The organism is uncultured Tateyamaria sp. (assembly GCF_947503705.1).
Taxonomy (GTDB): Bacteria; Pseudomonadota; Alphaproteobacteria; order Rhodobacterales; family Rhodobacteraceae; genus Tateyamaria.
This window is the reverse complement of sequence record NZ_CANNES010000001.1, coordinates 211845-237339: the sequence shown is the minus strand read 5'-3', so window position 1 is coordinate 237339 and position 25495 is coordinate 211845. Positions and strand designations below refer to the sequence as shown.

The following is a 25495-nucleotide window of genomic DNA, read 5'->3' as shown; positions in this document are numbered from 1 at the left end:
TGACAGCGCCGCAAGGGCTCCCCCATGGTTGGCGTATGTTAACCCGAACTGACCTTGAGACAGCCGCAGCGTTTGTCCATGCCCGCATGCCGCCAACGCCCCAGCACAGCTATCCGTTGTTGAATGCGGCGACGGGTGCGCAGACCTTTGTGAAACACGAAAACCACACGCCCACCGGGGCCTTTAAGGTGCGGGGCGCGCTGACCTTCATGGATTGGCTGACGCGGACCCATCCGGATATTCCGGGCATTTGCACTGCGACGCGGGGCAATCACGGGCAAGGGCAGGCCTGGGCGGCAACTGGCGCAGGCCTGACGGCCAAAGTCTATGTGCCGCGTGGAAATTCGGTGGAAAAGAACGCGGCGATGCATGCCTTCGGGGCCGAACTGATCGAGTTTGGCGATGACTTTGATACCGCGCGGCTTGAGGCGATCCGTGTCGCCGAGGCGGAGGGGCTTTTTCTGGTCCCCCCCTATCACCTCGAACTGGTGCGTGGTGTCGCGACCTATGCGTATGAATTATTTTATGCACAGCCTGATCTGGACACGGTGTACGTGCCCATTGGCTGCGGGTCGGGCATCTGCGGCACGATCATGGCCCGCGATGCCATGGGCCTTGATACAAAGGTGGTGGGCGTCGTGTCTGACCAGGCGCAGGCCGCAAAACTGTCGGTGGACGCAGGCCGTTTGATCGAGACGAATTCGGCATCCACCTTTGCCGACGGGATGGCGGTGCGCATGCCGGTGCAAGAGGCGTTCGACGTCTATTCCAAGGGTGCAGAGCGGATCATCACCGTCACCGATGACGAGGTCGCAGACGCAATCCGTTTGTATTTCTCCTCAACCCACAACGTTGCCGAAGGGGCGGGGGCGGCACCCTTGGCGGGTTTGATGCAGGAACGCGAGGCGATGGCCGGACGCAAGGTCGGCGTGATCCTGTGTGGTGGCAATATCGACACCGGCTGGTTCAAGGCCGTGCTGGACGGCCAGACGCCGTCAGTCTGACGCCGCCCTCCAGGTCTTGATTGCAGGTGGCTGGCCGCCCTTCCGGGCGCAGCATACTTTTGAAACAGTAAGAGGGCGGGAGGTCGCTAGACTGCGGTGTCTGGTCCTTCTTCGAGGGTGACGGAGACAGGGAAATGGTCGGAATACCCGCTGGTGTCCACGTTCTTGTCGGCGTTGCCTTTGGGAAGGCCGAAACGGATCGCGCCCTCGCTTGACCGGTGGCTGACCATGTCGGGAATGGCCTCTGGCCCCGCCGTGCCATCCACCAGTTTGAACGCCGCATCACGCGTGTCGAGCATGGGCCGCGAGACAAGAATCTGGTCAAACACATTGCCATCATTGTTGTAGTAAAGCGTACCGTTCAACATCCGGTCCGAGCCGGTGCGCGTCTGGCTTTGCCATTCCAGATATTCCCAGCTGAGGTTGTAGAACCGTGGTGATTGTGACCGCTCGACATCGCCCCGTTCGCGCGTTGAATTTGCGTTGAACCGGACCGATGCGTCCCACGGATCATCGTTCAAGTCACCCATCGCAATGACACAAGCGCGTTTTCCGTCTGCCGCCTCCTCGCGGATACGGCCGTGCCAATAGGCCAAAGTTTCGCCCGCGGTGGACCGGAATCCCGCGCTTTCCAGCGCTCCACCGGAGCGCGACGGCCAGTGGTTTGCCAGGCAGACAAGCTGTCGTCCTTCGGGCGTCTTGAAGGTGGCTTGCAAGATGTCACGGGTGCCGGTGCGCCGGATCACAAAATGGCTGAACACGAGTTTGGGATCGACCGAATAGCGCGTTTCATCAAAGAGAAAGGCGGTGTCGATGCCCCTTTTGTCCTTGAGGTTGTCGGCATGCACAACGCCATAGCTCCGACCGGTGGCTGCGTTCACGCGGGCTACAAGATCGTCCAGAACAGCACGGTCCTCGACCTCGCACAGCCCCAGAATATCAGGCCCGGCCCCGCCATTCATAGCGGCGATCACTTTGGTCAGTTGATCTTGTTTGATGTCATAAAGTGCTTTGGTCCAGCCGCGCAGGTCGGACCCCATCGCCTTGGCCACCCAGTCGATACGGGGCGGGTGGTTTTCCGGGCCAAAGAGGTTTTCGACGTTCCAAAAGGCAATGTGATGCTGGGGCATGAGATCAATCCGATTTGTGATAAATGCGGACAGACTACACCAAAAACGAGAATTCCGGAACGAAAAAGCCCGGGACGCGGTGTGCGCCCCGGGCCATCCGGCGTATGAGTCCGGAAGGGGTGTTAGTTGACGGCCTTGGCGTCAACCACGTCTGTTTCAATCGCCTTCTGGCTGGCGATCTCGATCCGGCGGGGTTTCAGCGCTTCGGGCACTTCCTTGACCAGATCGATATGCAGCATGCCGTCCGCATGCGATGCCCCTGTCACAACGACGTGGTCAGCCAGGTGGAATCGGCGTTCAAAAGCGCGGGTCGCAATGCCGCGGTGGAGGTAGGTCTTGCCTTCCTCTTCGGCCTTTTTCGCAGACACGACCAACGACCGGTCCTTGACGTCCACAGACAGGTCCGCGTCGGAGAAACCGGCCACGGCGATCGAGATGCGATAGGCATCATCGTCTGTCTTTTCGATGTTGTAGGGTGGGTAGCTGTTGGCGTTTGTGTCCGTCGCAGTGACCCGGTCCATCAGGTCGGCGATCTGGTCAAAACCAACGGTTGCGCGGTAAAGCGGTGCAAAGTCATATGTACGCATTGTTATCCTCACTTGAGCGATATCAGATCCGCACTTTCCATCCTGGACAAGCGCGGGGGTTGCTATGGTCGGACCCCGTTCGGGCACCCGATGACGTCAATGTGGGAAGGATTTTTGGCCGTTCAAGACCCTTTTAGGGTTTGACGAATTTTGCGCCGATATTGCTGCGGGTGCCGCCGCCGACGGTGATCCGCCGCACCTTTGCGACCGGTGGTGCTACCTGCATCCGCAATTGCGATTTCAACTCGCTGATCCGCTGGGGCAGGACCATGCCGACGGCCCGCTTTTGCCCCTCGACCTGCATCATCCCCGAAATCACCGCCATCACTTGCCCCCGCCCATTGAGGTGCGAAAACACAGGTGCGCCCGACGATCCATGCGTCACGTCGCAGTCAAAGATCATTGCGTCCCCGACCCGGTGCAGCATCTGGCATTCCTTTTGCCGGGACTGCGCCGTCTCGCGCCCACGCCCATATGACACGATGCTGACCGGTCCTTGGGCGATTCGGTCGCTGTGCACGGCAAAGGGGGGCACTTCGAAGGTGGAGATCGGCTCTGACAACCGGATCAGGGCCACGTCATGCGCCACGTTCACAGCCGTCAACGGACCGGTGGGGTCAAATCCTGCATGGGCTGCGGCATCCGACGCCTTGCGCACAGCTTGCGCATCACCATCCCGCAAACCTGCTGAGAAGCGGATGTTTTCCGTTGGCCAAAGGTCACGCGTTCCGGGGCGATAGAGGCAATGAGCGGCTGTCAGGACCAGATCGCGCGCGATCAATGTGCCGGAACAAAAGGCGCTGCGCCCAAAGTCGATCCGGCCCACGGCTTTCCAGCTCGCAGCGGCATAATCGGTATCCAGCGTGCGCAGCGCTGTGGTTTGGGCCGATGCAATGCCCGTGCCAAGCAGCATGAAGAGGAGGGCGATGACCTTCATGGTCTGACGAACTTGGCACCGGTCTGGTGCCGCGCCCCGTGGACCTTGACGCGAGGGGTCAAAGTACCCTTTTCTGCGACCCATTCCGCTTGCAAGCGCGCCAGCGGTGCGCCCAAAGAGGTGCCAAGCGCCACGGCCTCACCTTCGACTTCGGCCTTGGCCGAAACAACCGAAACGATCTGGGCCCGGCCTCTGTCCACGACAAAGATCGGCGCGCCAGAGCTGCCGAATTCGACTGAACATGAGGTGACCAATACGCCGTCTTGCTGGGCCAACACCCTGCACACTTCTTGCAGCGATGGGGCCTCTGACCTGCCGGTCCCATAGCTGACCACACCCACTTGTGCGCCGCGTCGGGGGCGGGCTGCGGTCTCGAACGGGACGATCTTGCCGTCGCGGATCGGGTGGTTCAATTCGAGCAAAGCTAGGTCATTGCGGACCACACCGGACGAAACGCTGCCCTGGAAACTGTAATCAGGATGGACCAAAGCCCGGCGTACATCGCGGTAGGCTGACGCGCGGCCGTTGCGCCAACCGGCGAGAAATTCGACCTGACTATGATCAATCCGCGCGCCCGTCGTCTTGTCATAAAGGCAATGGGCCGCCGTCAACACCATGTCAGGCGCAATCAGCGCGCCGGTACAAAAACCGGTGCCGCCAATGTTCAATCGCCCCACAGCCTCCCACGCGGCGGCGTCGACACCGTTGTTCAAGCGTTTCAGGCGCGCGTCCTGGGCAAAGGCCGTCGAGGTGACCACCAATGCCATGATTGAAAGGGCCATCCAACGCCGCATAGTTTTGCAAACTCCGATCCCAGGGGGTGCTTGGGTTCGGGTCTAGGCACCAATGGCGGCAAAATTAGGGCAGCACTGCCAATTTAGCGCAAAATTGGGACATCGCTGTGGACCCGGTCGAGGCCGGGGGGGCGTGGCCCGCCGGTGCCCCAATCCAGCAGTTCGACGGTGTGCACCACGGGGACGCCCGCGGCTGATCCGATCTGCATCATGCAGCCGATGTTGCCCGCCGCGATGATGTCGGGGTTCTTGGCCATCAGCGTCTCGACCTTGCGGTCCTTGAGCTGTTTGGAAATTTCGGGCTGCATCAGGTTGTAAGTGCCGGCCGAGCCGCAGCACAGATGGCTGTCTTTGGGTTCCACCACGGTGAAGCCTGCGCGTTTCAGCAGGTCTTTGGGAAAGGTCTTGATCTGTTGTCCATGTTGCAGCGAACAGGCGGCATGATAGGCGATGGTCATATCCTGCGGGGTACCGGCGGGCAGGTCCAGCTTCATAAGCACTTCGCTCACGTCCATGGCGATACCTGCGACACGGGCCGCGTCGTCGGCCAGCGGATCATTGCGGAACATATGTCCATAATCCTTGACGGTTGTGCCGCAACCGCTTGTGTTGATGACAATGGCGTCCAGGCCGTCGCCGTCCATTTCCTTGGCCCAGGCTTTGATGTTCAGGGCGGCGGTCGCATGGCTCTGCTTGGCTTTGCCCATGTGATGGGTCAGGGCGCCGCAGCATCCCGCCCCCTCGGCCACGACAACCTCGCACCCCAAACGGGTCAGCAGGCGGATGGTGGCATCGTTGATGTCGGTGTTCAGGGCCTTTTGGGCACAACCGGTCATCAGGGCGACGCGCATTTTTTTCGGGGAAACGGGGGCAAAGCTTTGGGGGTCATCATTGCGGCTGACGGCGGGGATATGCTTGGGCGCCATTTCCAGCATCGCGCGCAGACGAGCATCCGGCATCATCCAGGCAAAGGGGCGGCCAATCTTGGCCCCCAGCAGGGCCACGCGAAAGCGCATGGGATAGGGCAGGATCTGGGCCAGGACCCAGCGCAGCATGCGGTCAGTCAGCGGGCGTTTATAATTGTCTTCGATATACTCGCGGGCATGATCCACCAAGTGCATATAATGCACGCCTGACGGGCAGGTCGTCATGCAAGCCAGACAACTCAGGCAGCGGTCAATATGCTTGACGACCTTTTCGTCCGGTGTCCGGTCATTTTCCAGCATATCCTTGATCAGGTAAATCCGGCCGCGCGGGCTGTCCAACTCGTCACCGAGCACCTGATAAGTAGGACACGTGGCGGTGCAAAACCCGCAATGCACGCAATTGCGCAGGATCTCGTTTGACCGACTGATCTGAGGATCGGTCAACTGTTCGGGGGAAAAGGTCGTCTGCATGTCACTCCGCCATCATCTGGGCCGTGGCAAATCCGAACCACGGCACCGTTGTGCCCATTGCGCCCAAACCCCGCGCCCAACGTTGGGCAGAGGGGCTGGGATAAGTACGGCGGACCGCGCGTACCACCAAAACCAGAACCAGGATCCAGGCCAGCCAGATCAAAAGGATGCTGAAAAAGAGCGGGCCGGGGTCAACCGCCACGCTCATGGACGCCTCATTGCGCAAGGCCAGGCTGAGAACGACCATGACCGACGCGATCAGGGCCGGAGGCCACAACCGCCCGTCAAAGCGCGCCATCGCCAGAAAGAGAGCCGGGCCAAGCACGAAGGCCATAGTGTACAGAACCAGCGTCATCAGGCGGCCATAAGCCCAGGGTTGAGAATGCCGCGCGGGTCAAATCGTGCGCGCAAGGCAGCACTCAGCGCCGCGACACCCGCCTGCTCGGGCTGGAATACGGGCACAGCAGCGCGCAGTGCCTCCGGCCCCTTGATCAGTGTCGCATGCCCGCCAAGACCGGCCACATGGGCTTGCAGGGCGGCGTGGGCTGCGGCGTCCGCACCTGTTTGACCGATCCAAACCAATCCGCCGCCCCAGTCCATCAGGCTGTCACAGCCCTCGGGCAAAGCGGCAATGACAGCGGGTCCGTCACTGGGTTTGACCGAGACACGCCACACTGTGTCGGCCCCATGCAAGGGCTGCGCATCGCGCACGCGGCTCCAGTCGGCATTGGGCTCCAGCGATATATTTCCCGCCCCTGTCAGCACAGTTTTCAGAGCATCCGCTCGATAGGCAATCGAGGCAGTGAACCCTTCAAGACGCAGCCACACGGCCCCATCAATCCACGCGGCCCCACTGACCTCGTAGGGGGAGGCAAGGGCGCGCGACATGGCCCCGACCGCTTGGGCGGGGTCTAGCCCGTCGATGACCAAAGTGGTCACATCTTCGACACCAGGCAGCACTTTCAGGCTTACCTCGGTCATCACGCCGAGGGTCCCCCAGGACCCGGCCATGAGCTTGACCAGATCATAGCCGGTCACGTTCTTCATCACGCGCCCGCCGTTCTTGATCACATTGCCGGCCCCATCGACAAAGCGGACGCCCAGGGCAAAATCCCGTGCCGCCCCGCCCTGAATACGGCGGGGACCACTAGCATTGGTGGTAATGACGCCACCGATGGTGGTTTCGCCTGCGGTGCCAAGCATCTCACGCAGATCGTAAGGCTCGAAGGCAAGGCGCTGATTCTCGACTGCGAGGGTCTTTTCGATCTCGGATACCGGCGTACCGGCCTTGGCAACAATGGTCAGGGCACCGGGTTCATAGAGGGTTACGCCCGACAGGTTCGACACGTCCAACAGATCGCCTTGGCTCGGACGACCCACAGCGCGGGTGCCGCCGCCACGTACGACCAGTGGCCCAGTCGCATCCGCCACATATCCCGCAATATCGTCTTCGGTCTTCAACATGATGATCTTCTTCTGGCTCTATATATCCCGAGGATGCAGGGGCTGGCCCCGCTGGGCGGTATGTGTGGGGGCCGGCCCCAAACGGACGACGTGTGGCTTTACTCCGCCGCCATCTGTACGGCACGGCGCGGCTCCGACACGGCGAGGGGGAACACCTTGGCCGGGTTCAAAAGCCACTTCGCATCAAACACGTCCTTTACGGCCATCTGTGCCTCAAGGTCAGCGGCCGCATATTGATAGGTCATCAGGTCACGCTTTTCGATACCTACGCCGTGCTCGCCCGTCAGGCACCCGCCCACATCTACGCAAAGCTTTAGCACTTCGGCCCCGAAGACCTCGCACAGTTCTAGATCGCCAGGCTTGTTGGCGTCATAGCAAATCAGCGGGTGCATGTTGCCATCGCCCGCGTGAAACACATTGCCCACGGCCAACCCATATTCCTTGGACATCTCGCCAATACGGCGGAGTACATAAGGAAGCTCCGACACCGGGATCGTTCCATCCAGGCACATGTAATCGTTCACACGGCCAATGGCCGAAAAGGCGGCCTTGCGGCCTGCCCAGATGCGTGCGCTTTCCTCTGCAGAAGCACTTTCACGCAAAGCAACAGGATCGTGGCGCTTGGCGATTTCTGTGATCAGTGCAAGCTGCGCGTCAATTTCGGCGTCAGACCCTTCGACCTCAACGATCAACAGAGCCTCGCACAGCGGATAGTCGGCCTTGGCAAAGTCTTCGCAGACTTCGATCAACATCTTGTCCATGAACTCGATGGCCACGGGCAGAACGCCGGCTTTGATGATGTCAGCCACGCAGGCACCCGCAATCTCTGCGCTGTCAAAGCCCATCAAGACCGGGCGCGCGCCTTCGGGTTTGTGCAGAATGCGCAAAGTGGCCTCGGTCACAACGCCCAACTGCCCTTCGGAACCGCAAATGACGCCCAACAGGTCCAAGCCGCCCGAATCCAGATGCGCGCCGCCAATTTCGACAACGGTACCGTCCATCTGAACGAGGGTCACACCCATCAGGTTGTTGGTGGTCACGCCGTATTTCAGACAGTGGGCTCCGCCCGAGTTCATCGCGATGTTGCCCGCGATGGCACAGGCAAGCTGGCTGGATGGATCAGGCGCATAGAAGAACCCGTCGGACTCGACGGCGCCCGTCACGCTGAGGTTGGTACGGCCGGTCTGGACCCGGACAAAACGGTTGTCATAATCCGTCTCAAGCACGTCGTTCATCCGGGCCACGCCCAGGATCACGCAATCAGCGGTGGGCAACGCGCCGCCTGCCAATGATGTGCCGGACCCGCGGGGGACAACCGGCACGCCCTCCTGATGACAAATACGCAGAACGTCGGACACTTCGGCGGTGGTGGCAGGCAGAACCGCAACCATTGGCGGACAGCGATAGGCGGTCAGGGCGTCGCATTCATAGGCGCGGGTCTCGGACGGGTCATCAATCACCGCATCGCGGGGCAAAACAGACCGCAAACGTTCGACCACACGGGCCTTGCGCGACAGGACTGCAGAATCAGGGACGGGCATTTCCATGGCACACCTCCTCAGGATTGGTAAAATAATATGACCAATTTAGCCGGGATGCAATCCTCAATTCTGCGGTGTAAGAGCACAGCATGACTTGGATCGACAGAATAACACTGTTCAGCACGCTGGATTTCGTGGCTCTTGGCCTGCTGGTGGCCGGTTGGGTCCTGATCGGATGGCGGATCGAACACCCGGGAGCCAAAAAGCCCTCGACCTCGCAAATCATGGCCGGGTTCCGCCGCGAATGGATGCGCCAGATGATTACCCGCGAGCCACGGATTTTCGACGCGCAAATCGTGTCCAACCTGCGGCAAGGCACAGCGTTCTTCGCCTCCACTTCTGTGATCGCATTGGGCGGGGCACTGGCGGTGATCGGCAACGCGGAACGGCTGGCGGGCGTAGCAAACGATCTGTCTCTGATGGAGGCACCGGTTTTTGTGTGGGAGGCCAAGCTGGTGGTGCTCACCCTATTCCTGACCAACGCATTCCTGAAATTCGCCTGGGCCAATCGGCTATTTGGCTATGCGGCGGTGCTTATGGCAGCGGTGCCAAACGACATCACGGATCCCAATTGCATGTTTCGCGCGGACCAGGCGGCAGAGATCAACGTGACAGCAGCGCGGTCGTTCAATCGCGGTCTGCGCTCGGTCTATTTTGCGCTGACAGTTGCGGCCTGGCTGGCGGGGCCTATCGCGCTGATGCTGGCCACGGTTTTCACGCTGGCCGTGATCTGGCGGCGCGAATTTGCGTCCGAATCCCGCAGCATCCTGCTTGGCACAAAGACGTGAACGGACAAGTGCGCCCGTCGTCGTTAGTCTAATGCCATGAAACACCTGATCCTCGCGGCCCTGCTGGTCGCCGCCACCCCCGCCCTTTCCGAAGAACCGGTGATCGAAGATGTCACTGTCACGCGCACGGGTACCGACACCTACCGGTTTGCCGTGACAATCCGCCATCCCGACACGGGATGGGATCACTATGCTGACGGTTGGCGTGTGCTGAACATGGAAGGGGAAGAGTTGCGCATGCGGGTCCTCTTTCATCCGCATGTGAACGAACAACCCTTTACCCGCAGCCTCGATGGCGTTGTCATTCCGCGCGGAACTGTACAGGTTCAGGTACAGGCGCGGGATTTACCGGCAGGGTGGAACTCTGGCACGACCATCGTCGATCTGCCTTAAGCGTCGGAGCGGCCAGGCCCCGCCCATACGGGCTTCTGGGGTTATTTCGGAACAGAGAAGATGCGTCCCACAGCGCTCGCCGTCTGACAACGTACGTTACAGCGGCGGAGCAACGGTGGACGAAGCGCCAAGCAAAATATGGCGTCGCGCAGCGTCCTTTGGATCACACCCGATGATAGGGAGAACCAGCCAGGATCGAGGCGGCGCGATATAACTGTTCAGTCAGCATCACCCGAGCCAGCATATGGGGCCAGACCATGGCACCAAAAGACAACAGGTGGTCGGCCTCGCGGCGCAGGCCGGGGTCAAGGCCGTCCGCCCCGCCGATGACAAAAGCCACATCCGAACGGCCCGTATCGCGCCACCCCGCCAGTCGGTTGGAAAAGGCAGGTGACGCCTCAACCTTGCCCCGTTCATCCAGACAACAGATCACGGCACCTTTTGGCACCGCCCGGCGCAGCAACTCTGCCTCGGCCCCCATGCCGCCGCCCTTGCGGTCCTCGACCTCCACAATGGAAAGCGGCCCAAGGCCCAAGGCTCGGCCCGTCCGGTCAAATCGTGTCACATAATCGGAAATCAGGTCAGCCTCGGGGCCGCCGCGCAGACGGCCCACAGCACATAGATGCACGCGCATCGGCTCGGGATCAGTTGGCGCCGGCCGTCGGCTGCCACATCTTCTCCAGCTGGTAGAACTCGCGCACTTCGGGGCGGAACACATGGACGATCACGTCGCCCGTATCGATCAGCACCCAATCGCCTGTGTTCTTGCCTTCGATCCGGGCCGTACGCCCGAACTCGGCCTTGATGCGCTCGACCAGTTTTTCCGAAATCGACGCCACCTGACGGGACGACCGCCCCGAGCACACGACCATGTAGTCGCCAATGGCCGTCTTGCCGCGCAGATCAATCTGCACGATGTCTTCGGCCTTGTCGTCGGAAAGAGAGGAAAGAACGGTGGCCAGCAGCGTCTCGCTTGTGGCCTCGGTTGTGGCGACGGCCATCAAGGCCGCAGCTCCATCAGCGGCGCGCACCGCTTGAGCAGAGATTGACAGGACATTGTCCTCCTATGTACCGCGCCGTCAGGTCCCCGACGCTGGGATAGAAGCAGAATAACAACCCTTGCATGACATTTCAATGAAGCGCGGGCCTATTGGCACTGTTCCAGACTGTCCCATGCCTCATCCTTGACCAATGTGGCCAAGGGAACGTCAGCCACCAGCGGCAAAAAGGCGCCGTCTTCATCCAGCCGGATCGCTACCGAGGCGCGGCCCTCTTGTCGGCTGAAGCCCTCGGTACGGCAAGGTTCGAGATGCACGCTGAGGCTGCCCCGCGTGCCTGTCGGGTCCTGGTCTTTCCAATCGAGTATACGTGCTTGCAGCGCGCGCAGGCGGGCGTGATCTCTTTGCGCGACCGACAGCACGTCATCGCGCAGATCAAGCACAAAGCCTTCCTCGGCACCGGTTCCGTCGGCTTTGCGCGCGGCAAGGGTCAAGGTTGCAGTGTTCGGGACAATGGCCACGGCGTCCGGCAGATCAAGTCGGACAGCGATATCCGCCGGGTCTGCCGTCAGTGGATCAATATCCTTGGCCGCCCATAGCGTGGCGGGCACAATGTCGCCACAGGCTGCAAGCAGGATCAGGGCAGATAGCAGGAGTTGTTTATGCATTTTACCTCTTTCGAATCAAAATTTACTGTTTTACAGTAATTTTAATGCTTGAAAGAGGAAACACAGAAAATGAATACGGATCGAATTTCCAAACGCGCCCGCCTGTTGTCGGCGCTGGCCACCGTCCTGTTGCTGGTGATTCCAGCCGGGGCCGCTCTGATCATGGCGACGGGTGGCTTCGACGTGGAAAGCTTGCGTGCCGCTTACGGCGTTCAAGTGACGCCTGACGTACTGGCAACTGGCCCAACCCTGATCTGGTTTGCTGTCGAGGTGGTCAAGTTGGCCGTCCTCCTCTGGGTGATCTGGTGCGCGCGGGCATGGCTTCTGGCCTGCGCCGGGGGGCGCGTGTTTTCGGGCCAGACTGCCCGCCGCATTCAACAGATCGGCATTGGCCTGATCGGGTTGGCCGTGGCCCATGTGCTGGGCCACACGATTGCGGTGCTTGCGTTGACCTGGGGCAATCCGGCGGGGGAAAGGGCCCTGACGATCAGCTTTGGCAGCACGGAACTCTTCTTGCTCTTGGCTGCTGGGCTGGTCACTCTCTTTGGCTGGATTCAGGCCGAAGCGGCGCAACTCGATGCTGAGAACAAGGGCTTTGTATGACCGAAATCATCGTTCGTCTCGACGTCATGATGGCCCGCCGCAAAATCAAAGGCCGCGATCTGGCGGGCCAGATCGGAATCACCGAACAGAACCTGAGCTTGCTGAAATCGGGCAAGGTCAAAGGGGTCCGGTTCGAGACGCTTGCGCGGCTCTGTGCAGCGCTCGACTGTCAGCCCGGCGATTTGCTTGAGGCGTCGGACATATCCGAAGGCTGATCTTCCCCCAACAAACGCACCTCGCGCTGCGGGAACGGGATCGAAATATTGTGTTCCTTGAACGCGTCCCACAGCGCCAAGTACACATTCCCCCGGATATTGGTCAGCCCCCCGGTCGGGTCCGTAATCCAGAACCGCAGGATATAGTCCACTGAACTGTCGCCGAATCCCACGATGTGACAAACGGGCGGGCGGCTCGACAGGACCCGCTCCACCCCTTGGGCCGCCGCAATCGACAGTTTGCGCACTTGATGCGGATCGCAGCCATAGGACGTGCCAAAGTAGATATCGAGGCGGACAAAGTTGTTGGTATGCGACCAGTTCACGACCTGCCCTGTGATCAGGTCTTCGTTCGGGATTAGGTATTCCTTGCCGTCCCTTGTGACCACGGATGCGTATCTCGCGCCCAGTGTCTGAATCCAGCCAAAGGTTTCGCCCAGCGAAATCACGTCGCCGGGCTTGATCGACTTGTCGAGCAGGATGATGACGCCCGACACAAGGTTCGACACCACTTTTTGCAGACCAAACCCGATGCCGACACCGATGGCACCGGACAGCACCGCAAGGCCGGTCAGGTCGATGCCCAGGGCCCGGACCCCGACAAAGAAGGCGATGGCGTAAAACACCACTTGCACGACCTTGACGATCAGGACCCGCATGGAGGGCGAGATGTCTTCGTTGCTCTGAATGCGGGCCGAGGTGGACACCGTGATAAATCGCGCGGCGGCCAGTAGGCAGCCCAGGATCACAAAACCCTGCACCACCAAGAGAAGCGACAGATGCATAAAGCCGATGTTGATCGCCGCCGCATCCAGCAACTCGGCAGTCTCGTCAACAATCCCCAGCACATAAAGAGTGACGTAGACCCACGCCCCGTATCGCACCATGCGGCGCAGAAAGACGGACCGGATCAACCGCGTCGCGAAGGCCACCAGAAGCCAAGCACTGGCCAACGTCGCCACCAGGCTCAGCAGATAAGAGCGTGACGGCCAGGTGAACTCGCGCATCGCGAGGACGACGGCCCAGATCAGCAAGACAAAGATAATCGCCCGCAGCCGTTGATGTATCACCACCAGCACACGCATCCGCCACTTGGGCCAGTTTTCACGACTTGCCATCCAGGTGCGCACCGGCGGGCCAATCCAACGACGTAGCAAATGGGCGGCAACAAAGACACCGAGAATGATGAGAACCTGATAGGCGACCCAGGGTCGCAACAGCGATTCCGCAAATGCCTGCCCCTCGCTCAGCAACATCTGACCAAAGGACAGCGCAGTTTCGGCCAGTGCATCGCCCGGCTCGGCCCCGGTATCTGCAGCCGCCTCTGCCGCGGAATTTAGCGCGTCGGTCACTGGGGGTTCGACTGTTTGGTCGGTGTGATTGCTCATCTCGCCTCGCTGGTTCAGCCCAGAGTGCACCGGGCGCGGTCGGCAATCAATCGGCAGTCCGTATCCGCTTGCTTGATCGGCGGTGGGAATCCGGCTAACAGCGTCCTCATGACACGCCTCTTTGACATGGACGACCGCGCGCGCCTGCGCGAACGCTTTTTCGGGGCCACGCACACGGTGCTGGCGCGACTATAGCATCCGCGTGCCCATCTCGGCGCGCCGCGCGCGTTGATCCATTCAAAATCTGCACATCAAACCTGAGGGAGAGGACCACATGTCCCCCAAAACGCTCTATGATAAAATCTGGGATGCCCACGTCGCCCACGAGGCTGACGATGGTACCTGCCTGCTCTATATTGATCGTCACCTCGTGCACGAGGTGACCAGCCCGCAAGCCTTTGAAGGGCTGCGCATGACCAATCGCAAGGTACGCGCACCCGAAAAAACAATCGCGGTGCCGGATCACAACGTGCCGACCACCGCCGGTCGGGACGATCCCAAGAACATGACAGAGGACAGCGCCATTCAAGTCGCGGCTCTCGACAAGAACGCCAAGGACTTTGGCATTCACTACTACCCTGTGTCCGATGTCCGTCAGGGCATTGTCCACATCGTCGGTCCCGAGCAAGGCTGGACCTTGCCCGGCATGACCGTCGTTTGCGGCGACTCGCACACGGCGACGCACGGCGCCTTCGGCGCGCTGGCCCACGGCATCGGCACGTCCGAGGTTGAGCACGTTCTGGCCACCCAGACGCTGATCCAGAAAAAATCCAAGAATATGAAAGTCGAGATCACCGGTAAGCTCAAGCCCGGTGTGACCGCCAAGGACATCACCCTGTCGGTCATCGGCAAGACGGGGACGGCCGGCGGAACCGGCTATGTCATCGAGTATTGCGGCGAGGCGATCCGCGATCTGTCCATGGAAGGGCGGATGACGGTCTGCAACATGGCCATCGAAGGTGGCGCGCGGGCCGGGCTGATCGCGCCAGACGAGAAAACCTTCGAATACTGCATGGGCCGTCCCCACGCGCCAAAGGGTGCCCAGTGGGAGGCTGCTGTGGCGTGGTGGAAGACGCTCTATTCTGACGACGACGCCCATTGGGATGAGGTCATCACGATCAAGGGCGAAGATATCGCACCTGTCGTCACCTGGGGCACGTCGCCCGAAGATGTGCTGCCCATCACGGCCAAGGTGCCATCGGCAGATGATTTTGAGGGCGGCAAGGTTGGGGCGGCCCAGCGTTCGCTCGACTATATGGGCCTGACGCCCGGCACACCTCTGTCTGAAATCGAAATTGACACGGTTTTCATCGGTTCGTGCACCAATGGCCGGATCGAGGACCTGCGGGCCGCGGCCGAAATTTTGAAAGGCAAAAAGGTCAAAGTCAAACGGGCCATGGTTGTCCCCGGCTCCGGCCTTGTCCGCGCCCAGGCCGAAGAAGAAGGGCTGGCCGACATCTTCAAGGAAGCCGGCTTCGAATGGCGGCTTGCGGGTTGTTCCATGTGCCTCGCGATGAACCCCGATCAGCTGAGCGAGGGCGAGCGCTGCGCGTCAACTTCGAACCGCAACTTCGAGGGACGCCAGGGCTATAAGGGCCGCACGCATCTGGTATCGCCCGGCATGGCGGCTGCGGCGGCGATCACTGGTAAACTCACCGATGTGCGGGAGATGATGTAATGGACAAGTTCAACACGCTTACCGGAATCGCGGCGCCTATGCCGTTGGTCAATATCGACACCGATATGATCATCCCCAAACAGTTCCTCAAAACGATCAAACGCTCAGGGCTGGGCGCGAACCTTTTTGACGAGATGCGCTTTGACCGGCAAGGCAACGAGATTGCCGATTTCGTTTTGAACCAAGAGGCATACCGCAACGCCGAAATCATCGTGGCAGGTGAAAACTTTGGCTGCGGCTCGTCGCGCGAACATGCGCCATGGGCGATCAAGGATTTCGGCATCCGCTGCGTCATCGCGCCCAGCTTTGCAGACATCTTTTACAACAACTGCTTCAAGAACGGCATCCTGCCTATCGCGCTGCCGCAAGAGGTCGTCGATGTTCTGATGAAGGACGCCGAAAAAGGGGCGAACGCCCGCATGTCCATCGACCTTGAGGCACAGACCGTGACCACATCCGATGGTGAAGTCTTCACCTTCGAAGTCGATGCCTTCAAAAAGCATTGCCTCATGGAAGGGTTGGACGATATCGGCCTGACCATGGCCAAAGCGGACAGCATCGACAGCTTTGAAGCACAAGCGTCGCAAGCGCGCCCCTGGGTATAAGGCTGCGAAAGCCTACCCTTGGTAGAATTTCTATAAACGCTATGCGCTCGGCAAGGCCCATCCACAAGATGTTGGGCCCTGCCTAAATCCCGCCTCAGAAATGATGCACAAAGGCACCACACCCTCCTTCAAAATGCCCAAAGAGTTACGTTTGATTAACCAAGACACTTGAGAGATCGGGTCAATCAAGGCAGAAATACGGCAGCAATGAGGCACCCGCCAGACCCGGTGGGATCAAGTTGGAACAAGCACGCGGCAACGTATCGCGGCTGGCCAGTTTGAAGGGATCGAGAACGTGATAGCACGAATGTCAGGTGCCGCCTTGCGCGGTTTTTTGATTGCATTGATGATCGCCACCCCGGCGTTGATCTTGCCTGATGTGCCGATTGAATCCTCCCAAGTGACTGTTTTGATTGCGCTAATTGCGGCTTTCATGACCTTCGTTGAATACAACTCGTCCAGCCCCAGCATTGTTGAGTTTCGCGACGCGGCGCCGTTCAACCGCCTGCGCTTTGCGGCACTTCTGGGCACCGTTCTGTTTCTTAGCATCGCGTTCAAAGACCAGTCTTCGCCGACGGCACTGACCGGTGCGATGACCTCGATCGGCACAATCCTCGGCAACAGCATTGATTTCCCCTTCTCGCCTGTGCGCCTGGTTGTGCTGATGTTGCCTGCGGACTCGGACCCCCAAGTCGTGCAATCGGTACGGACCGCCGCAGGCATCGCCTACCTCACGTCGCTGACGGCTATGGCGGCCTTCCTCTTTTTGGTGCGCGTCATGGGTTGGCCTGCGCGCGGCCGCGCGTTCAACGTTTGGGTGAATCTGCCACTCTTTGACCCGACTGCCGGTGGCGACGTGCTGTACCGCCTGCAGCGGGATGCACGGGTGAACATCGCCCTTGGCTTTCTGCTGCCCTTCCTCATTCCCGCAGTGGTCAAGGCGGCAGCTGACCTGCTAAACCCGATCGTATTGGACAATCCCCAAACCCTGATCTGGACAATGACAGCATGGGCTTTCCTTCCCGCCAGCATGATCATGCGCGGCATCGCGATGCAGCGGATCGCCGAGATGATCCGCGACCAACGCAAGCGGGCTTACGCCAACGCCGACATCGATTTGCAAGTGGCCTGAGCGCCCTTGCCCTCGTGCTTTGCGCCGTCGTGGCGCAGGCAGACACCCTGCGCGTTGCAACTTATAATACCGAACTAAATCGTGACGGCCCGGGTCTGTTCCTGCGCGATTTGGCGCGCGGAACAGATGATCAGATTGCCGCTGTCTTCAAGGTGATCGCCGCCGCAGATGCGGACGTACTTGCCCTGCAAAGCATCGACTACGATCTGACCGGCGAAGCTTTGACGTTGCTCGCCGAAGCAACAGGCTATCCCCACCATTTTGCGCTGCGTCCCAATACCGGTATGCCCACGCCCTTCGACATGAATGATGACGGGCGCTTGGGTGGCCCCGCAGATGCGCAAGGCTACGGCCGGTTTTCGGGGCAGGGCGGCATGGCGATCCTGTCCCGGTACCCCATCTTGGACGATCAGGTCCGCAATTTGTCAGACATCCTCTGGGTCGATGTTCCCGATCCGCTGTTACCCGTCACCGCTGATGGCCCCTTCCCCTCAGCCGAGGCGCAGGCTGCGCTGCGTCTGTCCACGACCGGTCACTGGATCGTGCCCGTTGATGTGCCGGGCTCACGGTTCGATTTGATGGTGTTTCACGCCAGCCCGCCGGTGTTTGATGGTGTCGAGGATCGCAATGGCCGCCGCAATCACGACGAAATCCGGCTGTGGCAGCACGTGTTGAATGGCGATGTTGGCCCCGCGCCGACAGGGCCATTTGTCATTGCCGGGGATGCCAACCTGGATCCGGTTGATGGTGAGGGGATCAAATCGGCCATTCTGAACCTGTTGGCTGATCCGCGTGTCCAGGATGTCACGCCTCAGGGCGCGTCGGGCACCGATACCGTGGATTGGTCTGACCCGGTACCTGGCGACCTGCGGGTGGATTATGTCCTGCCCTCCACCCATTGGACGGTGCAGGATGCGGGCGTGCTCTGGCCCGAACCGAATGATCCCCTCGCCGAAACGGTGGCCACGGCCAGTCGTCACAGGCTGGTTTGGGTTGACCTCGGTTATTGACCCTGCCGCGCCCGGCAGGTAGGCGAAATGCGAGTTTTCAAAGGAGTTGCCCACATGTCCAATCCGTCGCTTTTGATCCTGCCAGGTGATGGCATCGGCCCCGAAGTTATGGCCCAAGTCACACGTGTCATCGACTGGTTCGGCGCGAAACGCGATCTGCCTTTTGACGTGGAAACCGATCTGGTGGGCGGTGCGGCCTATGACAAGCACGGCACGCCGCTGCATGACGACACCATGGCACGCGCTTTGGAAGTGGACGCGGTGCTGTTGGGCGCCGTGGGCGGCCCGAAATATGACGAACTGGACTTTTCGCTCAAGCCTGAGCGGGGACTTTTGCGCCTGCGCAAGGAAATGGACCTTTTCTCGAACCTGCGCCCGGCGCAGTGTTTTGACGCGCTCGCGGATTTCTCCTCGCTGAAAAAGGAAGTGGTGGCGGGCCTCGACATCATGATCGTGCGCGAACTGACCTCTGGCGTTTATTTCGGCGAACCGCGCGGTATCTTTGAAGAAGGCAACGAGCGTGTGGGTATCAACACCCAACGCTATACGGAATCCGAGATCGAGCGCGTCGCGCGCTCTGCCTTTGAACTGGCGATGCGCCGCGACAAGCGGCTCTGCTCCATGGAAAAGGCGAACGTGATGGAGAGCGGTGTGCTTTGGCGCGAGGTCGTGACCCGTGTTGCTGCTGATTACCCCGAGGTCGAGCTGAGCCACATGTATGCCGACAACGGCGCGATGCAGCTGGTGCGTGCGCCCAAGCAGTTTGACGTGATCGTTACCGACAACCTTTTTGGGGATGTGCTGTCCGACTGTGCCGCGATGCTGACTGGCAGCCTTGGCATGTTGCCCTCGGCCAGCCTTGGCGCGCCGATGGCCAATGGTCGCCCCAAGGCGCTTTATGAGCCGGTGCACGGATCTGCGCCCGACATCACGGGCCAGGGCAAGGCGAACCCGATTGCCTGTATTCTGAGCTTTGCCATGGCTTTGCGCTATTCTTTTGATCAGGGCGACGAGGCCGCGCGCCTTGAGGCCGCGATTGAAAGCGTTCTGGCCGGTGGCGCGCGCACCGCCGACCTGATGGGCCCCGAAGGCGGCACACCGATGAGCACGACGGAAATGGGTGACGCGATCCTGGCAGCGCTTGACGCCAGCCTCTGATCCGGGCGGCGGGATGCGCGCACCAGCAAATCCCGCACCAACTGTCAGGGCAGGAATACCTTACTTGTTGCAACCTGTGGCGATCACCAGTTCGTTTCACAGTGTTACAACAGCGTGAGGATGCGTAAATGTTTGGTTTTAATGCGAAACTGGCCATTTTTGGCCTGGGCTGCCTAGTGATCAGCGCCTGCGATACCGCCTATCCCGTGACGGTAATCGGTGAGGACGGCATGACGTTTCGCGGTGCGGCCAGCAACACGTTCCTGCATGGCGGCAGCTTTCAGGCCACCAATGGCAAGGCCACTTGCACAGGTACGTATGACAAATTTGCCGACATCAGCACCGTCAGTTTTCCAGTGGTGTGCAACAATGGGCTGCGCGGTATCGGCACGGCCTTTTTCCAGTCAGAAACTGCCGGATCCGGCTTTGTCACCATGTCGGATGGCAGCAAATGGCAGTTCATTTTCGGGCGCGGGGCACTGGCCATTTAATCGCGGTCCAAGCATAGACATGTCGGTCGTGGGTGCACTATGCAGCACGCGAACAAACACAAAGGGTCCGCCATGTCTCCGAATGTAAAAGGCGCTGTGCTGGCTTTGGTCGCCTTTGGGCTGTTTTCGACCCATGACGTTTTCATCAAGACGTTGGGCGCTCTTTATTCCCCGATCCAGATCGTGTTTTTCAGCGTCTTGCTCAGCTTTCCGCTGGCCACGGTGATGTTGATGCGGGATGCAAAGCCTGGAACATTGCTGCCCGTGCATCCGTGGTGGATGGCGGTGCGGACAGTGGGCGCGGTGATCACCGGCGTGTCCGCCTTCTATGCTTTTTCGGCGCTGCCGCTGACGCAGACCTATGCGATCCTCTTTGCTACGCCATTGCTGATCACCGTGCTGTCGATCCCGATCCTGGGCGAAACTGTGCGCCTGCAGCGCTGGCTGGCGGTGATCGTGGGTCTTGCAGGCGTGATGGTTGTGCTGCGCCCCGGTGCCACGGATCTGACGCTGGGCCATGCGGCGGCCATCGTGGCGGCTGTGGCAGGGTCTGTGGCCTCGATCGTGGTGCGCAAGATCGGGGCCGAAGAACGGACCGTTGTGCTCCTGCTTTATCCTATGGTTGCGAATTTCGTCGTAATGGGCGCGGCCCTTGCCTTTGTTTATAAACCCATGCCGATTGAGCATCTGGGCCTGCTGGCCATTGTTTCGGCGATGGCGTGGATTGCGGGCCGCTTCATCATCGCCGCTTATCAGACAGGCGAGGCGGCCATCGTGGCCCCAATGCAATATTCCCAGATTATCTGGGCATCGGTCTATGGCCTGATCTTTTTCAACGAAAGCATCGACAAGGCCACGGCGGTCGGGGCTGCAATCATCATTGCGTCGGGCCTGTTCATCGTGTTCCGCGAAAGCCGGTCGGGCAATTCTGAGAACACGCCGGTTTTGCGGACCCGCAGCCGCGTGGGCACGCCGTCGGCCTTTCGGATCAGTTCCATGATGACCAGTGGTCGGGCGCGGGACAAGGCACCCCAGAACGAGCGGCTGCCAGAGTAGGACCTGCCGACTGCTTTTCGATTGGTGTGCGCAACACGGGTCAGGCCCTTTGCGTTGCTGATTTTGCTATCCAAATGACGGCCCCGACAACGATGCTCCAGAACGCGCCGCTGATGCCAAACAGGGTCATGCCGCTCGCTGCAATCAGGAAGGTAAGTGCCGGGCTTTCCAGTTGTTTTGGGTCGCTGAACGCACCAGATAGGGAGCTGACGAGCGCCGGGACAAGCGCCAAGCCAGCCACGGCCGTGATCAACGCAATGGGCGCAAGGCTCGCGGCCGCCGCCACGATGCCCGCAGCGCAGGCAAGGCCGATATAGGCCGCCCCCGACACAACGGCGGACCAATAGCGCGTGGCCGGATCAGGGCCCGCGTCCTCGCCTGCCATCATGGCGGCAGTGATGGCTGACATGTTGACCGGAATGGATCCAAAGGGCGCGATGGCGCAACTCACCAGCCCCGTCCGGCGCAGCAAGGGTTGGCGGTCAACTGCATAGCCATTCAACTCAAGCACGGCAAAGCCCGGAATATTCTGGCCCGCCATTGTCACCAGATAAAGCGGGAGCGCGATCGAGATAATGGATTGGAGCGTGAAAATCGGCCAGACGTATTCCAGCGCAGGAAAAGCCGTCAGGTCAACGTTTGCTCCGCTGCTGGATGTGTCAGCGGTGAACAAAAGGACAATGACAAAGGCGATCACGGCAAGGGGCATGGCGGCCAACCGGTGCCAGACCAAGCCAAGCAACCAAGCTGCCAGAACCGGCATGACCAGCAGCGGGATCGACCCCAAGGCCACAGCCGGTGCAAAGCACAGCTTGAGCAGGACACCCGCCAGCAGTGCGTTGGCAATCGGTTTTGGGATCGCGGTGACGATCCGCCCAAGAGCGGGCACAAAGCCGGTCACAACGATCAGCACTGCACAACCGATCATGGCGCCCACGGCTTCGGCGAACCCGCCCGGCAGAACGGCCGCTGCGGCTAGAAACGCGGCCCCCGGCGTCGACCAGGCCACCGCAGCCGGAATGCGTGTCACGAGGGGCAACCAGATGCTGCAGACTCCCATCCCGATGGCGGCGAAAAAGAGGCCGGTGGCGGCCTGCGCGTCGGTTGCGCCCGCAGCCTTAAGTCCCGCCAGAACGATCGCGAAGGAGGCGGCATAGCCCACAAAGGCCGCCAGCAGCCCCATGTAGATTGCGGGTGCAGACAGGTCACGAATCATCAGTCAAAGCTCTTGGATGGTGGTTTGGAATTACGCGACGGTTCAGACGCTCAACGAGTGTCCCACAGTTAAATGCCGACCGCCACTGACAAAGCATAGGTCATTAGCCCGCAGGCATGCCCCGATAGGCGCAGCGCCCCGCGACCCATGTGCCTTGAATGGCGGGTGCCGCGCCGTCGGGCCAGTCTACCAGCACCAGATCAGCCCGTTGGCCTTCGCGTATATCGCCCCTGTCACTCAGGTTCATCGCCCTTGCAGGCCCTGTTGACACAAGGGACCAGAGCGCCAGCCGATCCGCGCGACGCTCAGCGTTCAACCGGGCAATGGCGGCCAGCATCGCGGGGTAAAAGTAATCAGAGGCCAGCGCATCGCAAAGTCCCGCCTCGACCATGTCACCCGCAGCAAGCGACCCGATATGGCTGCCGCCACGGGTGGCGTTCGGTGCCCCAAAGATGATGGGATCACCATTTGCGTGCGCTGTATTTACCGCCTCCATCGTCATCGGAAATTCGGCAACAGCCGCGCCCAGATCGCGGTAAAAGTTGCGCGTTTCGGCCCTTGTGTCATCGTGGCTGAGCATCGGTGCGCCTGCATCCTGGCCCATCCGCGCGACCTGCGCCATTGTCTCTGGTACGCTGCTGCGGCGGTCCCATACTTTGGCCAAGAGTGCGATATATGCGTCATTGTCCATGCCGGACCGATGCGCCTTGGACGCGGTGCGCGCGCGCATCCGGTCATCATCCAGCGCCGCGATAGCGAATTCGGGCGACTGCTCAAAGGCGCGATCCTGAATCGGCATGTCATAGGCGCGCATCGTCATCGACGTGTGGTCGTTAAATGCAAGCGACGGTAAAAGGGCCCCTGCCAGGGCCCAAGCGATCACCTCCAGTGCTTCAAAGGCAAAGGTTTCCCAACGCAGCTGTATCCGGTTTTCCACAGTCAGCCGCGGGGCAAGATCACGCATGGCCTGAATCAACGCGCGGCCCCGATCCACATCGCGCAGGCCCGGCTCCCATCCCAGGGTAACAGCGTGATAGGCGGTTGCGATTCCGTTTGCCGCCAATTGCCGATCAGTGTCGATCACGGCGGTGTCTGTTGGGAAAAAGACGCCCGGGCGCGGCATCATCTGCCGCTCGAACGCGTCACCATGCACATCAATCAGCGCGGGGGCCAGGATGAGGCCGCGCGCGTCAATTATCTCGCCCTGCTGCGGTCCACCAATTTCGACGATCGTGTCGCCGGACATGGTGACGGTGGTTTCAGCAATCTCGTCGGGCAGATAAACCTGCGCGCCTTGAAAAGTGATCATTGAACGTCATTCCGAAATATGAGGCCTTTACAGCCTGCCGTGTCTGACACGGATACGAGCCATGAGGTTAACCGATCTTGTTGCCCTGGCACCAAACCCCGCGCAGCAATGGGGTCCGGTCAAAGGCGCCCACCCGCAAGACATCGCCCCGCATTCCGACCTGTAACGTTCCACGATCGGTCAGGCGCGCGGCGCGCGCTGCATTGCGGGTCACGGTCGCAACAGCGCGCGGCAGGTCATCCCAAATCTCGGCCAATCGAAAGGCCGACAGCAGCAACGCCGAGGGGACGTAATCCGACGAGACGATGTCCAAAAGGTTGGCCTTGGCGAGGTCGTGGGCTGCCACATTTCCGGAATGCGAAACGCCCCGGATCAGGTTCGGTGCGCCCATCATCACCGCGATACCACTGTCATGGCAGGCTTGGGCGGCCTCGACCGTCGTGGGGAATTCGGCAAAGCCCACGCCATTGTCGGCAGAGGTGGCCACGTGGGCGGTTGTCGTGTCGTCATGGCTGGCCAATACGGCGCCGAGGCGGCCTGCTTCAGCCACGGCACCGGCCTCGTGCTTGGCCCCGAAGCGCGCTTGCAGCCCTCTGAGGTTTTCGACATGGGCAGTGAACTCGGCGTCGCCCATGTGGCGCTTCTTGGTCACATAGTTTTTCATTGCGACCATATCCCGGAATTGCCGCTGCCCCGGGGTATGGTCCATGAGGCTGACAATGCCGACCCGATCCTCGGGGCCAAAGGTGGCCAACTCTTCCAAAAGGGTTTCAGAGCAAATCTCGGCTCGTAGATGCAAAAAGTGACTGATCTTGAACAGCCCTTCTGCGCGTGCGGCCAACAACTCGTTTGCCAAGCTGCGCGCATAGTCGATGTAGCGGCCCTTGCCATTGTGAATCGAACCGACGCGCATCGCATCGAACACGGTCGTGATCCCGGTCGAGGCCAGTTCGGCGTCATGAGCCAGCAGTGCAGGCAGGTGCGGCCAATCCACGCCTGGACGTGGTTCGATATGGCGTTCGACATTGTCAGTGTGCAGCTCAACCAGCCCCGGCAAAACCAGATCGCCCGCACAATCCATCGCATCGGTGGGCACGGTGTCCCCCTCAGTAATATCTGAGATCGTTCCTTGCGTGATCGTGAGCGCCCCGGTGATGACCCTGTCGGGCAGCACCAGACGGGCATTGGCCAGGCAAAGGTCGCCAGCCAGTGTGTTCGCACTGAAGGAGTGTGTAGACGCCATGTTTGTCTCTCGATCCTTGACCTTGGTGTTAGGGCCTGCGAGCGCCCCTGCTCTCAAATGTGCGACCGCCTGCCATTACGCTGTCCTTGCCAGCTCCGGAGGGGCCCACAACTGCAATCAACCGTCCTTGGGTCATGGGGCGGCGCTAACTTGGCCCATTCGCAGCGTGTTTCGGTCGGTCGGTCGGTAGGTAGGCGCTAGCGCGGGTCATAAGAAAACTCCAATCGCGTGCCACCCGGCTCAGCGATCATGAAATGCATCTTGGGTCCTTTGCCGGAGAACTCAGGCTCGAATTCAACGCCCACGCCGGGCCAGTCTTTGACCCTTTCGAACAGGATTCCAAGCGCTGCCTCGTCCGGTACTTTCAGGCAGGTATGGTGCAAGCCGCAATTATTGTGCCGGTCAAAGGCCCCGTCGCCGCGCCGTTGCCAGAGCGTCAGCTTGGCATGACCGTTGGTGACATAGGCCGCCGGGTAGTCTGCGTTGCGGCCGAACACCTCCCAGCCGAGGCAATCGGTGAAAAATCGGGTCGAAGCGCCAAGATCCGTAACGGTCAGGCCCAGGTGGTCAATGCCAAGAGTTGTCATACTGTATCCTTTCGAGGCTGTGTTGCTGGCCAACCGGTCAGGTTATCCTTTGCGGCGGAGCATCCGAACTGACTATTCGTCGAATTTTCGGGGCGCGCCTGCC

Annotated in this window: 29 protein-coding genes; 12 read left to right on the top strand and 17 right to left on the bottom strand. The window is 60.5% G+C overall.

Annotated features, from left to right (window positions below; all coding sequences use genetic code 11):
- Positions 1-35: 35 nt before the first annotated feature.
- Complete coding sequence (locus Q1A44_RS01170) at positions 36-1004, top strand: threonine dehydratase (protein ID WP_299618373.1); 969 nt, start codon at positions 36-38, stop codon at positions 1002-1004.
- Between the two features lie 86 nt (positions 1005-1090).
- Here Q1A44_RS01170 and Q1A44_RS01165 read toward each other — a convergent pair whose 3' ends face one another.
- The 8 genes from Q1A44_RS01165 to Q1A44_RS01130 form a co-directional block, all read right to left on the bottom strand.
- Complete coding sequence (locus Q1A44_RS01165) at positions 1091-2134, bottom strand: endonuclease/exonuclease/phosphatase family protein (RefSeq protein ID WP_299618370.1); 1044 nt, start codon at positions 2132-2134, stop codon at positions 1091-1093.
- A 122-nt stretch (positions 2135-2256) separates the two neighbouring features.
- Positions 2257-2721 (bottom strand): Hsp20 family protein, encoded by a 465-nt coding sequence (locus Q1A44_RS01160; protein WP_299618367.1) that lies wholly within the window; start codon positions 2719-2721, stop codon positions 2257-2259.
- 133 nt (positions 2722-2854) lie between these two features.
- A complete protein-coding gene (locus Q1A44_RS01155) occupies positions 2855-3658 on the bottom strand; it encodes a serine protease (protein WP_299618364.1) in 804 nt (267 codons plus the stop codon).
- Positions 3655-4440, bottom strand: a complete 786-nt coding sequence (locus Q1A44_RS01150; protein WP_299618361.1) for a trypsin-like serine protease — start codon at positions 4438-4440, stop codon at positions 3655-3657. The genes Q1A44_RS01155 and Q1A44_RS01150 overlap by 4 nt, the downstream gene beginning before the upstream one ends.
- Before the next feature lie 95 nt (positions 4441-4535).
- The gene (gene glcF / locus Q1A44_RS01145) at positions 4536-5849 is read right to left on the bottom strand and encodes a glycolate oxidase subunit GlcF (protein ID WP_299618358.1); all 1314 of its coding nucleotides are present in this window, start codon (positions 5847-5849) and stop codon (positions 4536-4538) included.
- A gap of 1 nt (position 5850) precedes the next feature.
- The gene (locus Q1A44_RS01140; protein ID WP_299618355.1) at positions 5851-6204 is read right to left on the bottom strand and encodes a hypothetical protein; all 354 of its coding nucleotides are present in this window, start codon (positions 6202-6204) and stop codon (positions 5851-5853) included.
- The gene (locus Q1A44_RS01135; RefSeq protein WP_299621300.1) at positions 6204-7316 is read right to left on the bottom strand and encodes an FAD-binding protein; all 1113 of its coding nucleotides are present in this window, start codon (positions 7314-7316) and stop codon (positions 6204-6206) included. The genes Q1A44_RS01140 and Q1A44_RS01135 overlap by 1 nt, the downstream gene beginning before the upstream one ends.
- A 95-nt stretch (positions 7317-7411) precedes the next feature.
- The gene (locus tag Q1A44_RS01130) at positions 7412-8860 is read right to left on the bottom strand and encodes an FAD-linked oxidase C-terminal domain-containing protein (RefSeq protein WP_299618351.1); all 1449 of its coding nucleotides are present in this window, start codon (positions 8858-8860) and stop codon (positions 7412-7414) included.
- 83 nt (positions 8861-8943) lie between these two features.
- Between Q1A44_RS01130 and Q1A44_RS01125 the strand changes: the two genes are divergently transcribed.
- Both Q1A44_RS01125 and Q1A44_RS01120 read left to right on the top strand, forming a co-directional pair.
- Positions 8944-9642 (top strand): DUF599 domain-containing protein, encoded by a 699-nt coding sequence (locus Q1A44_RS01125; RefSeq protein WP_299618348.1) that lies wholly within the window; start codon positions 8944-8946, stop codon positions 9640-9642.
- A gap of 36 nt (positions 9643-9678) precedes the next feature.
- Positions 9679-10035, top strand: coding sequence for a hypothetical protein (locus Q1A44_RS01120; protein ID WP_299618345.1), 357 nt, complete (start codon positions 9679-9681; stop codon positions 10033-10035).
- A gap of 163 nt (positions 10036-10198) precedes the next feature.
- Here Q1A44_RS01120 and rlmH read toward each other — a convergent pair whose 3' ends face one another.
- The 3 genes from rlmH to Q1A44_RS01105 form a co-directional block, all read right to left on the bottom strand.
- Positions 10199-10669 (bottom strand): 23S rRNA (pseudouridine(1915)-N(3))-methyltransferase RlmH, encoded by a 471-nt coding sequence (gene rlmH, locus Q1A44_RS01115; RefSeq protein WP_299618341.1) that lies wholly within the window; start codon positions 10667-10669, stop codon positions 10199-10201.
- A 10-nt stretch (positions 10670-10679) separates the two neighbouring features.
- Positions 10680-11036, bottom strand: coding sequence for a ribosome silencing factor (gene rsfS, locus Q1A44_RS01110; RefSeq protein WP_299618338.1), 357 nt, complete (start codon positions 11034-11036; stop codon positions 10680-10682).
- Positions 11037-11182: 146 nt separating this feature from the next.
- The gene (locus Q1A44_RS01105; RefSeq protein ID WP_299618335.1) at positions 11183-11701 is read right to left on the bottom strand and encodes a hypothetical protein; all 519 of its coding nucleotides are present in this window, start codon (positions 11699-11701) and stop codon (positions 11183-11185) included.
- Between the two features lie 69 nt (positions 11702-11770).
- On the opposite strand from Q1A44_RS01105, the gene Q1A44_RS01100 reads away from it, so the two are divergent.
- Both Q1A44_RS01100 and Q1A44_RS01095 read left to right on the top strand, forming a co-directional pair.
- On the top strand, positions 11771-12304 hold the full coding sequence (locus tag Q1A44_RS01100) for a hypothetical protein (RefSeq protein ID WP_299618332.1): 534 nt from the start codon (positions 11771-11773) through the stop codon (positions 12302-12304).
- A complete protein-coding gene (locus Q1A44_RS01095; protein ID WP_299618329.1) occupies positions 12301-12519 on the top strand; it encodes a helix-turn-helix transcriptional regulator in 219 nt (72 codons plus the stop codon). Before Q1A44_RS01100 ends, Q1A44_RS01095 begins: the two co-directional genes overlap by 4 nt.
- Here Q1A44_RS01095 and Q1A44_RS01090 read toward each other — a convergent pair.
- Positions 12474-13775, bottom strand: coding sequence for a mechanosensitive ion channel domain-containing protein (locus tag Q1A44_RS01090; protein ID WP_299621297.1), 1302 nt, complete (start codon positions 13773-13775; stop codon positions 12474-12476). The two genes, Q1A44_RS01095 and Q1A44_RS01090, sit on opposite strands and share 46 nt — an antisense overlap.
- A gap of 406 nt (positions 13776-14181) precedes the next feature.
- Here Q1A44_RS01090 and leuC point away from each other — a divergent pair, with 406 nt between their 5' ends.
- Together leuC and leuD are read left to right on the top strand one after the other, a co-directional pair.
- Entirely contained in the window at positions 14182-15585 is a 1404-nt protein-coding gene (gene leuC, locus Q1A44_RS01085) for a 3-isopropylmalate dehydratase large subunit (RefSeq protein WP_299618326.1), read from the top strand.
- Complete coding sequence (leuD, locus tag Q1A44_RS01080; RefSeq protein WP_299618323.1) at positions 15585-16190, top strand: 3-isopropylmalate dehydratase small subunit; 606 nt, start codon at positions 15585-15587, stop codon at positions 16188-16190. The genes leuC and leuD overlap by 1 nt, the downstream gene beginning before the upstream one ends.
- A gap of 234 nt (positions 16191-16424) precedes the next feature.
- On the opposite strand, the gene Q1A44_RS01075 is transcribed toward leuD, so the two are convergent.
- Entirely contained in the window at positions 16425-16625 is a 201-nt protein-coding gene (locus Q1A44_RS01075; RefSeq protein WP_299621409.1) for a hypothetical protein, read from the bottom strand.
- Here Q1A44_RS01075 and Q1A44_RS01070 point away from each other — a divergent pair.
- From Q1A44_RS01070 to Q1A44_RS01050, 5 genes are all read left to right on the top strand, one after another.
- On the top strand, positions 16537-17322 hold the full coding sequence (locus tag Q1A44_RS01070; RefSeq protein WP_299621294.1) for a hypothetical protein: 786 nt from the start codon (positions 16537-16539) through the stop codon (positions 17320-17322). The genes Q1A44_RS01075 and Q1A44_RS01070 overlap by 89 nt on opposite strands.
- 14 nt (positions 17323-17336) lie before the next feature.
- Positions 17337-18332, top strand: coding sequence for an endonuclease/exonuclease/phosphatase family protein (locus tag Q1A44_RS01065; protein ID WP_366942589.1), 996 nt, complete (start codon positions 17337-17339; stop codon positions 18330-18332).
- 54 nt (positions 18333-18386) lie between these two features.
- Positions 18387-19490 (top strand): 3-isopropylmalate dehydrogenase, encoded by a 1104-nt coding sequence (leuB, locus tag Q1A44_RS01060; protein WP_299618320.1) that lies wholly within the window; start codon positions 18387-18389, stop codon positions 19488-19490.
- A gap of 128 nt (positions 19491-19618) precedes the next feature.
- Positions 19619-19981, top strand: coding sequence for a hypothetical protein (locus tag Q1A44_RS01055; RefSeq protein ID WP_299618317.1), 363 nt, complete (start codon positions 19619-19621; stop codon positions 19979-19981).
- Positions 19982-20053: 72 nt separating this feature from the next.
- Positions 20054-21037, top strand: coding sequence for a DMT family transporter (locus tag Q1A44_RS01050; protein WP_299618314.1), 984 nt, complete (start codon positions 20054-20056; stop codon positions 21035-21037).
- Between the two features lie 40 nt (positions 21038-21077).
- Here the strand turns inward: Q1A44_RS01050 and Q1A44_RS01045 are convergent, their stop codons facing one another.
- The 4 genes from Q1A44_RS01045 to Q1A44_RS01030 form a co-directional block, all read right to left on the bottom strand.
- Positions 21078-22253: a benzoate/H(+) symporter BenE family transporter gene (locus tag Q1A44_RS01045; RefSeq protein WP_299618311.1), complete on the bottom strand. Its 1176-nt coding sequence runs from the start codon at positions 22251-22253 to the stop codon at positions 21078-21080.
- A 103-nt stretch (positions 22254-22356) separates the two neighbouring features.
- Positions 22357-23562: an alpha-D-ribose 1-methylphosphonate 5-triphosphate diphosphatase gene (locus Q1A44_RS01040; RefSeq protein ID WP_299618308.1), complete on the bottom strand. Its 1206-nt coding sequence runs from the start codon at positions 23560-23562 to the stop codon at positions 22357-22359.
- Between the two features lie 67 nt (positions 23563-23629).
- The gene (locus tag Q1A44_RS01035; RefSeq protein WP_299618305.1) at positions 23630-24805 is read right to left on the bottom strand and encodes an alpha-D-ribose 1-methylphosphonate 5-triphosphate diphosphatase; all 1176 of its coding nucleotides are present in this window, start codon (positions 24803-24805) and stop codon (positions 23630-23632) included.
- 197 nt (positions 24806-25002) lie between these two features.
- The gene (locus tag Q1A44_RS01030; RefSeq protein ID WP_299618301.1) at positions 25003-25392 is read right to left on the bottom strand and encodes a VOC family protein; all 390 of its coding nucleotides are present in this window, start codon (positions 25390-25392) and stop codon (positions 25003-25005) included.
- Positions 25393-25495: the final 103 nt, after the last annotated feature.